A 9,045-nucleotide genomic window follows, 5' to 3' on the forward strand; every position below is an offset into this window, starting at 1 on the left:
GGTGGCGGTCGGTTCAGAACTGGGTCAGCGTCAGGTGCATGTGCTGGGGCCTCGGGTCCTCGATGTAGGAGGCCCAGTCGGCCACGTCGTCGAAGGCGAAGCCGTAGGCCTTGCCGTTGGTGGTCGCGGCGTGGATGGCCTTGGCGTAGTGGTTGGTGACGGCGGTGCCGTAGAAGGCCGAGGCGTGGGTGGTGGGCTGCTTGTGGTGGCTCAGCAGCGTCGAGCGGTTGAATCCGGCGCCGAGGGCGGCGGCGACGGGGCCGGTGGTCCCGTCGTTGGGGGCGGCGAGCGCCCCGTCGCAGAAGAGCACGTCACGGGTGGAGGGCTTGGCGAAGGACACCTGCGCCGGGCCGGAGAAGGTGAGCCGGTGGTCGCTGACCCGGCCGGTGAAGGTGCCCGCGTTCGTCCTGACGACGAGGTTCTTGTCGCGGTAGGTCTGCCAGACCTTGTCGATGTAGTGGTCGAAGTAGTGCTGGGGGAACAGACCGGCGTCGAGGCCGTGGCTCGGGGCGATGATGCGCCGGTTCCCGATGACGAGCCGCGAGAAGTCCGGGTGGTTCCGCAGGGCGTGGAAGACCTGTGCGCGGCCGCCGGCGCGCAGCCGGCCGGTGCTGTGGTTCTTCGCTCCGTTCAGACCGATCATCATCGGAACGCTGAACATGTCCACCATCGTGGTGTTGCAGTGCATGCCGGCCGCGTCGTGGGTGAACTCCACGAAGTCGTGCAGCACCGGGTAGTTGGGGTCGGACTCCACCCAGCCGGCCGGCTGCTGCAGGCCGATCCTGCCGTCGGCGCCCCGGACGGCCTTGAACTTCAGCTTGTGGCCCAGCGCCACGTAGATGCGTCCGGACATGCGCGGCAGCCGCAGCCTGGTCGCGCCGCGGGCGGCCAGCGGGATGGCGTAGTCGGTGAAACCGCCCGCGTGGTTGTCGGAAAGTTTGACGGGGGCCAGGGTGCCGCGCCGGGTGACCCGCACCTGCCGGTCTCCCTTGCTGCCCACGATGTACAGGTGAATCGCCTGGTTGGCGACCTTGCCGCTGCTGTTGACGACCGTGAGCGGCAGCCCGCCGCGCGCCGCCTCGGCGGCCGGCTCGGCGCCGCCGGAGTCGGCGAAGGCGCGCGGGCCGCCGGACACGAGCGCGGATCCGGCGACGGCGGCCCCTGCGATCGAGGCCAGCGCCACTCGGCGGCTGGGCGGTTGGGCATCGGACGAGAACATGTGGAAGAACCTCTTTTCGGTGCTGTGCATGACGGAAAAACGGGCCGGAGGGAGTGAATAGGCCTGAGTACGGGACCTGTTGGCTTGCGAGCTAGGGGTGTCCGGCGCTCCAGCAGCCGTCGCCCTGGCAGTTCTTCAGCCGGGTCAGCGCGGTGTGCAGCTCCGCGAGGCGGGCCCGGCTCAGCCGTCCGGCGATGTTGTGCAGTTCGTCGGGGTCGGTGCGCAGGTTGTAGTACTCCTTGACGCCGCTGTCGTACTCGACATAGGTGTAGGAGTTCGTGCGCATGGCGTGGTAGTCGGGCGGGCTGATGCTCTCGGTGCCGTGGTTGTCGGGGTCGTCAGGCGCCTGCTGGGCGTGGCGGTGCTCGATCAGGTTGGCCGTGCGCCAGCCCGCGGCCGATCCGCCGTCCAGGAGCGGGAGCATGCTGTGCCCGTCCACCCGGGACGACACGGCGGCGCCGCCGATCTTCTCGAAGGTGGGCGCGAAGTCGATGTTCGACACCTGAGCGTGGCTCGTCCGGCCGGCCGCGACACCGGGGCCGGCGATCACCAGCGGCACGCGCACGTCGGTGTCGAAGGCCGTCTGCTTCCCGGCCTTGAGACGGTACTCACCCAGGTGGAAGCCGTTGTCGGAGCTGAACACGACATAGGTCTTGTCGGCGACGTGTGCCCTGGTCAGGGTCTGGCGGAGCTTGCCGAGCAACTTGTCCACGGCCTGGAGCGACTGTGCACGCTTGCGGAACTTCTTGTCGATCGTGTTCTTCTCGCTCCGGGTCAACGGATTCTGCCGGGCCAGCCACGGCGGCGCGTCGGTCGGGGGCTTGTCGAAGGCGGGCCCCTGCGGCGCCTTCAGCCCCGGGAAATCCTTCTTGTCCCGGCGGGCCGGCCTGGAGGGGCCGTGTGGCGTGAAGAGGGCGACCTCCAGCATGAACGGCTTGTTCGCCGCCGCGGACTTCTTGATGAACGACTGCCCCTTCTTGCTGAGGACGTCGGTCAGGTAGTCCTTGTTCTTCTTCCCGTGCGGTTCCATCGTGTGGTTGTGGGCGAGCCGGTAGTTGTACTCCGGGTAGCCGTTGCCGACGACGTCCCACTGGCTCCAGCCCTGCGGCACGTACGGCTGCTGGCCGTCGACGGTGGCTTTGGGGTCGTAACCGTTGAGGTACTTGCCCATCATCGCGGTGCGGTAGCCCTTGGCCTTCAGCGCCGCGGCGAAGGTGTCCTTCTCCAGGCCATTGTCGTGGAAGGCGTTGAAGCCGCCGTTGGGTCCCTCGTTGCTGAGGACGCCGGTGTTGTGCGGGTACTCACCGGTGAAGATGGACGAGCGGGAAGGGCAGCAGAGCGAGTTGCTGACCACGAAATCGCTGAACGACGTGCCCTGCGACTGGAGCTTCTGCACCTGGGGCATGTACGGCAGCAGATTCGAGGACATGTCGTCGGTGAGGACGAAGACGATGTTCGGTTTGGCCGCGGCCGCCGCAGTGGATGCGGATGCGGCCGGATGCGTCACGGGTCGGGTGGTGGCGGCTGTCGCCGCCCCGCTCACTCCGCTCTGGACGGAGAAAGCCATTGCCACCAACCCGACCGCCATAGTCAGTAATTGACGAGTACGAATCATGCTTGGAGCGTTTCAGCGCGATTCCGTGGGGTCAATATTTGTTCGCCTCTCGTCGAATTATTCCGAATCGGGGTCAATTAATCCGCGACGAGGCCAATTAATCCGCGAAGGCGGCAACTCATGGGCACCATTCCGTCCGAGGCTGTCGCATCATGTGATTTGATCGGTCTTCTTCCGGCAGATTCGATCGACACGGTGAAACCGAGGTGTGCATGGCAGGCAGGACCGGGCGGGTACTGGTGATCGACGACGACGCGGCGATACGGCGGTCGCTCGCACGGGGTCTACGGCTGAGCGGATTCACCGTGGACGTCGCGGACGGCGGTCGTACCGGTCTCGCGGAGGCCCGCGCCGGCCACCCCGACATCATCGTCCTGGACATCTCCATGCCCGACCTCAGCGGCATCGACGTGTGCCAGGCCCTGCGCGACGACGGCGACGACGTACCGGTGCTGATGCTCTCCGCACTGGACGAGACGGCCGACCGGGTGGCGGGTCTGCAGGTGGGCGGGGACGACTACCTCGTCAAGCCGTTCGCGCTCCAGGAGTTGGTCCTGCGGCTGCACGCCCTGCTGCGGCGCCGCCCGCCGGCCGCCGCCACCGCCCCCGTCCGCGTCGGCGGCCTCCTCCTTGACCCCGCCTCTCACCAGGCCGTTCTGGACGACCGGCCGCTGCAGCTGACCCGGCGCGAGTTCGCGCTGCTGGAGGTCCTGGCCCGCAACGCCGGCATCGTCCTCACCCGCGAGCAACTGCTGGACCTCGTATGGGGATACGACTTCCAGGTCCGCAGCGACGCCGTCGACACCTTCGTGAGCTATCTGCGCCGCAAACTGGAGGCGGGCGACCGGCCCAGGATCCTGCACACCGTGCGCGGGATCGGCTTCGTCCTGCGCACGGACCGCCGGCCGCCGCACAGCGAGGGCACGCCGTGAAACTGTCCACCCGGATCGCGCTCGCGGTCGGCGTGAGCGTGCCCGTGCTGGTCCTCGCCTCCGGCTGGCTGCTGCTGCACCTGGTCGGCAACGACCTGCGCACCCACCAGGACGACCAACTGCGCGCCCGCGCAACGATCGTGGCCAAGAACGCCAAGGCGTATCTGGACGTGGCCGGCGCCGACCACCCGTTCCTGGAGCGGGTCCGCCGAGGCCGGCTGGTCAACTCCGCGCGGGACGTGGGCATCCGGCTGACCGGGCCACAGGGCACGATCTCGGCGGGCCCGCAGCCCGATCCCTACCCCACACTGCCCCGCAACGCCCCGGACCCCGTCAGCGTGACCTCCGGCGGCAAGGACTGGCTCGTCCTGTCGCTGCGCGTCGGTGCCGCGAAAGAGGGCACCACGCCGAACCTGTGGCTGCTGTCACCTGACACCGCCGAGGACGAACTGGCTCTGGTGCGCGGGCGGTTGCTGACCGGAGCACTGCTGGCCGCGGCACTCGCCGGAGCCGCCGCCTGGGCCGTCGCCGCCAGAGCGGTGCTTCCGCTACGACGGCTGCAGCGGCGGACCAGCGGTCTCGACCCGCGGACCAGCAGCGTACGTCTGGAACACACGCCGACCCGGATCGCCGAGGTGGACGACCTCGCGCACACGGTACAGACCGTGCTGGCCCGCTACGACGAGCAGGTGGCGCGCACCGGGGAGGCGCTGGCCACCTCCCGTGCGTTCGCCGCGACCGCCTCCCACGAACTGCGCACCCCGTTGATGAGCATGCGGACCAACCTCGACATCCTCACCGACCACCCCGGACTCGACCCCGAGGACCGGACGGAGGTCCTTGGGGAACTGGGTCGCGAGCACGCCCGGCTGCTGGGTCTGCTGGTGATGCTGAAGGCGCTCGCGCAGGGCGACCTGATCGAGGCGGACGCGTTCACGTCGCTGGACCTCACGGAGCTCGTGGAGGCGTCGGTCGCCGACCTGCGGCGCACCCGTCCCGACGCCGAAGTGTCCGTACGCGCGACCGCCGGAGTGCGCGTCCACGGCTGGGAGCAGGGACTGCGCTCGGCGGTGGACAACCTGCTGGCCAACGCCTGGACCCACGGCCGCGCCGCCGACGGCGTTGCCCGTATCGAGGTGACCCTGCGTCCGCCGGGCGGTGGGCATCGGACGACTGCCGTACTCGCCGTGGACGACCATGGCCCCGGCATCGCCCCGCAGTGCCGCGAGGACGTCTTCGAGCGCTTCCGCAAGGGCCCGGACAGCCCGGGCTCCGGCCTGGGCCTGACTCTTGTCGCCCAGCAGGTCGCCCTGCACCAGGGCCGGATCACCGTGTCGGACCGCCCTGACGGACGGCCCGGCACCCGCTTCGAGGTCAGCCTGCCGGCCACGGGCGTCCAGGACGTGGAGCACACCTTGCCGCTGCTGCCCCGCGACTGGCTTACGGGCACGCCCGAGACCCTTTGGATCGGCCCGCATCCAGGTCCGTCGGGCGGCGTGTCAGGATAATTCCGCGAGGGTGGACATCCGCTCCTTGCAACTGTCTCCGGTGTCCCCGGCATCGTCCCGCACGAGACTCAGTGCTCTGTCCACCACCAGGCGACGGCGGGATCGGCGGTGCGCTCGACCGACCGTCGGAAGGAGTCGTCGCCCACGGTGACATCACCGGCTCGGCCGCTCTGCCGTCGTGGTATCGGGGCACCCGTACGCTCCATTCCAGGTTGCCCCGGACAGATGGTCCAGTTGGCTCAGGTGGCGGCGCACCGCCGCGGTCGCGGTCGGCTCGATCTCCTCGCGCACCCCTCCTGGGCGAACAGGCCGAGTCCGGCGAGCTAGTCGATACTGCGGCCCGATCTCCACCGCGTCGGGTTGCATGGCCGAAGGCAGCGGGCAGTACAGCGGCGGAACGGTGAGTCGAGTCGGCGCGGTCACCGTGCCGCCCTCCCCGAGGCGTCGGAGGGCGTGCGGGGAGTCATGACGATCCGGTCCGGGTGGATCGTCACCCCGGGGCATCATGCGCGGGACGACTCCGGATTCGGAGACCAGCGTCCAGCGTTTGGTGATCTCGGCCAGGATGACGGTCATCTCGCTCCACGCGAAGTTCTCCCCGATGCACTGCCGCGCCCCGCCACCGAGTGGCTGGTAGGCGTGTCGTAGGATCGAGGCCCGCTGCTCCGTCGACCAGCGATAGGGATCGAAGCGGGCCGGTTCCGGGTAGACCACCGGGTCGCGGTGGATGACGAAGGGGCTGAACACCACCGTCGAGCCCTGCGGCATGGCGAAACCGCCCAGGTCGGCGGACTCGTTGACGGTGCGTGTCAGCAGCCAGGCCGGCCCTCCAGGGCTCCGCCGGGACCAGGTGGCGGCGCTGGCCAACATGTCTACGGCGTACTACGAGAGCCTCGAACAGGCAGGTGGCCCGCAGCCGTCGGCCTCGGTACTCGCGAGCCTCGTGACCGCCCTGCGCCTGTCACCCGTCGAACGGCACCACGTGTACCTGCTGGCTGGGCAGGCGCCGCCTACGCCCGCCGAGGCCCCGGACTACGTCGACCCGGTCTGTCGTACACACTGGACGCGCTCGCCGCCACGACACCCGCGCTCATCTGCGACGACCTCTCCAACGTCGTGGCGCAGAACCCTTGGAACATCGCCCTGTTCGGCACCTTCACCGACCGGCCCGGTCACGAGCGGAACCTGACCTGGCACTGGTTCACCTCCGCGCACTGGCGTTCCGCGCTGCGCTCGGCGTCGCCGCCGCGAGACCGGTGGCCGATCTGCGCGCGGCGGGTGCGGAGTTCGCCGGCATGTGGGACCGGCATCGGGTGTCGACGCTGCACTGCTCGACGAAGTCCGTGTTCAACCGGCAGGTGGGACGCCTCGATCTGGACTGTGTGGTCCTCGCCGGCCCACTGTCCCGGCAGCGGCTGCTCCTTCTGCAGCCCGTGCCGGGCACGCCGACGCTGCACGGACCGTGTGAACCGCCTTCGGCGGTTGATCGAGGAGGTCAGCCGAAGAGGACGCCCCGCAGTATCCGCGTGAGGTGTTCGGTGAGCTGGTCGGACGGCATCGAAGCGAGAGGCTCGGTCCGTGCGATGTACCGGCTGAACGCCACCCCGATCATCTGCGCCCCCACGAGCGCCACGCGGGTGTCCAGGTCGTCGCCGGGGGCGGCGGTCTCACCGGGTGACAGGACGGACCGGTAGACGGCGGTGCTGTGCTCCTGCATCGCGGACAGGAGGTCCGACGCGGCACGCTGGTCGGACGCGGCGCTGCGCAGCAGGGCGATCAGCGGATCGTTGACGGCGTCGGTCTCCAGCCGCCGTACGAAGGCACGGGCGATCCGGTCGGGCAGCGTGGCGGGGTCACCGGCCGCGACGTCCTCCAGGTCGCGATTGCCCGGCATCGCCGCGAGGAACAGCTTTTCCTTGGAGGCGAAGTGACGGGTGATCAGGCCGTGTGTGACACCTGCCCGGCCGGCGATCTCACGGAGGGTCGTACGGACGTACCCGCGCTCGGCGAAGGCTTGGCGGGCCGCCTCGATGATGGCCGCCCGGTGTCCCTCGGGATCCCTCCGGCGCCTGCGTGGCTGCCCGGAGACCGGCTCTGCGTCGTTCACGGCACCTCCTTTATGTGATCACTCTACGGCGGCGCGACACCTCGCCCGTCGCCACTGCTACGTTAGTATCCACTTGGATATCAACTAGGAGATGGATCCCACAGTGAATGTTGAGACACCCGAAGGCGGCACGGCGGTCGCCGAGACCCGCCTGCTGCACAAGATGCACAGGGCCGCGACGTCCCTGCTGGCGGAGGCGGCACAGCGGGACACCGCCCCCGCCACGGCCCTGGCGGAGTTGCGTGACTTTCTCGTCGCGGCGCTGCGGCACCACCACGAGAGCGAGGACGACGTGCTCTGGCCGCTATTGACCGCCGCGGACCCCGCGGCGGCGGCCGGGCCGGCGGACCTGGCGGCCGAACACGACGCGCTGGACGCGGCACTGGACGCGCTGGTGGCCGCTCCCGTGCGGGATGCCGACGAGCGGACGGCGCTCGCCGACGCGGCGGTGGCGGTACGCGACCTGGTACACGCCCACCTGGAGCACGAGGAGCTGGTGCTGTTCCCTGCGCTGACGGCACACATGTCCGACGAGGCCTGGGCGGAGTTCTCCCGCACGGTCATCGCCTCCGCCCCGCCCGTGGGTGCCCACCTCAACATCGCCTTCTTCGAGCAGGTCGGTACTCCCGGCGAACTCGCGGTCGTCACCGCCAACCTGCCGGAAGCCGCCCTGCACCTCGTCCCGGCCATGCGCGAGCAGGCCGAAGCCACCCTCAGCAGCCTCCAGGCCGCCGAATCCGGAAGGACCTTCACAGCATGACCAGCACACTCATCGTCGGCGGCAGCGGCGGACTGGGCGGCGTCATCGCGCAGCACTTCGCCGGCCGCGGCGACGACGTCATCGTCACCGCCAGGGACAAGGCGCGGGCCGAGGCCGTCGCGGCGCGCATCGGCGGCGGCACCCGCGGGCTAGCCCTCGACCTCGGCCGCCCCGAGACCGTCGACGCCGCACTCGCGGATGTCACCCAGATCGACCATCTGGTGATCACCGCCGTGGGCCAAGCGGCAAACACACTCGCGGAGTTCAACATCACGGACGCGGTCTCCGCCGTGACCATGAAACTCGTCGGCTACGCGGAGACCGTCCGCGTGCTGCGCGACCGGTTCACCCCGCAGGCGTCGGTCGTGCTCTTCGGGGGGCTGGCCAAGGAACGCCCGTACCCTGGCTCGACGATCGTCAGCACCTTCAACGCCGGGATCACCGGCCTGGTCAGGACGCTCGCGGTGGAGATCGCGCCGCACCGCGTCAACGCCCTGCACCCCGGTCTGATTGGCGACAGCCCCAAGTGGCGCGACGTCCCCAACCCACCGCACTCCGCCCAGACGCCGATCGGACGGCTGGTGACCATGGCCGAGATCGCCGACGCCACCGACTTCCTGCTCCGCAACACCGGTGTCAACGCCCACGACCTGCACATGGACGGCGGCCTGCTCGCCACCTGACGGCCCGGTGCCCACCGAGTGCCACATCCGCCGGTCCAGCACCGACACCCTGACGGCAGCGACACGAACATACGGACGGATGCGCGACACCCAGCAGCCCCTCATCCCAGCAGCCGCACCTAGGCACAATACCGGTGACTTTGTTGGGGCCTGGTCGTTGGATGGGTTGTGCCAAGGCCGGGTCAGGTGAAGTCGTCGGAGGTTGGTCGGTTCTCGGATCG

At 69.6% G+C, this 9,045-nt stretch carries 8 protein-coding genes and 2 pseudogenes; 6 read left to right on the forward strand and 4 right to left on the reverse strand.

The genetic code is table 11. The features are described 5' to 3' along the window. Nucleotides 1-13: 13 nt before the first annotated feature. Both ABZ478_RS36015 and ABZ478_RS36020 read right to left on the reverse strand, forming a co-directional pair. Nucleotides 14-1,249 carry a beta-1,3-glucanase family protein gene (locus tag ABZ478_RS36015; RefSeq protein WP_359556448.1) on the reverse strand — a complete coding sequence of 412 codons (1,236 nt, stop codon included), beginning with the start codon at nt 1,247-1,249 and terminating at the stop codon, nt 14-16. A 61-nt stretch (nt 1,250-1,310) separates the two neighbouring features. Continuing rightward, nucleotides 1,311-2,726 (reverse strand): sulfatase, encoded by a 1,416-nt coding sequence (locus ABZ478_RS36020; protein WP_359556451.1) that lies wholly within the window; start codon nt 2,724-2,726, stop codon nt 1,311-1,313. A gap of 320 nt (nt 2,727-3,046) precedes the next feature. Here ABZ478_RS36020 and ABZ478_RS36025 point away from each other — a divergent pair, with 320 nt between their 5' ends. Then, nucleotides 3,047-3,766: a response regulator transcription factor gene (locus tag ABZ478_RS36025; protein WP_359556454.1), complete on the forward strand. Its 720-nt coding sequence runs from the start codon at nt 3,047-3,049 to the stop codon at nt 3,764-3,766. After that, on the forward strand, nt 3,763-5,274 hold the full coding sequence (locus tag ABZ478_RS36030; protein ID WP_359556457.1) for a HAMP domain-containing sensor histidine kinase: 1,512 nt from the start codon (nt 3,763-3,765) through the stop codon (nt 5,272-5,274). The genes ABZ478_RS36025 and ABZ478_RS36030 overlap by 4 nt, the downstream gene beginning before the upstream one ends. A 153-nt stretch (nt 5,275-5,427) precedes the next feature. On the opposite strand, the gene ABZ478_RS36035 is transcribed toward ABZ478_RS36030, so the two are convergent. Continuing rightward, nucleotides 5,428-6,144, reverse strand: coding sequence for a cytochrome P450 (locus ABZ478_RS36035; RefSeq protein WP_359556458.1), 717 nt, complete (start codon nt 6,142-6,144; stop codon nt 5,428-5,430). On the opposite strand from ABZ478_RS36035, the pseudogene ABZ478_RS36040 reads away from it, so the two are divergent. Both ABZ478_RS36040 and ABZ478_RS36045 read left to right on the forward strand, forming a co-directional pair. Next, nucleotides 6,143-6,196 (forward strand): annotated as a pseudogene (locus ABZ478_RS36040) (hypothetical protein); the annotation flags it as partial. The gene ABZ478_RS36035 and the pseudogene ABZ478_RS36040 sit on opposite strands and share 2 nt — an antisense overlap. Before the next feature lie 125 nt (nt 6,197-6,321). Next, nucleotides 6,322-6,713: pseudogene (locus ABZ478_RS36045) on the forward strand (hypothetical protein); the annotation flags it as partial. Nucleotides 6,714-6,769: 56 nt separating this feature from the next. On the opposite strand, the gene ABZ478_RS36050 reads toward ABZ478_RS36045, so the two are convergent. Further along, nucleotides 6,770-7,381, reverse strand: coding sequence for a TetR family transcriptional regulator (locus tag ABZ478_RS36050; protein WP_359556460.1), 612 nt, complete (start codon nt 7,379-7,381; stop codon nt 6,770-6,772). 91 nt (nt 7,382-7,472) lie between these two features. On the opposite strand from ABZ478_RS36050, the gene ABZ478_RS36055 reads away from it, so the two are divergent. Together ABZ478_RS36055 and ABZ478_RS36060 are read left to right on the forward strand one after the other, a co-directional pair. Beyond that, nucleotides 7,473-8,141 (forward strand): hemerythrin domain-containing protein, encoded by a 669-nt coding sequence (locus ABZ478_RS36055; RefSeq protein ID WP_359556462.1) that lies wholly within the window; start codon nt 7,473-7,475, stop codon nt 8,139-8,141. Beyond that, on the forward strand, nt 8,138-8,824 hold the full coding sequence (locus ABZ478_RS36060) for an SDR family oxidoreductase (RefSeq protein ID WP_359556464.1): 687 nt from the start codon (nt 8,138-8,140) through the stop codon (nt 8,822-8,824). The genes ABZ478_RS36055 and ABZ478_RS36060 overlap by 4 nt, the downstream gene beginning before the upstream one ends. Nucleotides 8,825-9,045: the final 221 nt, after the last annotated feature.

This window comes from Streptomyces sp. NPDC005706, assembly GCF_040631045.1.
In the GTDB taxonomy this organism is placed as follows: Bacteria; Actinomycetota; Actinomycetes; order Streptomycetales; family Streptomycetaceae; genus Streptomyces.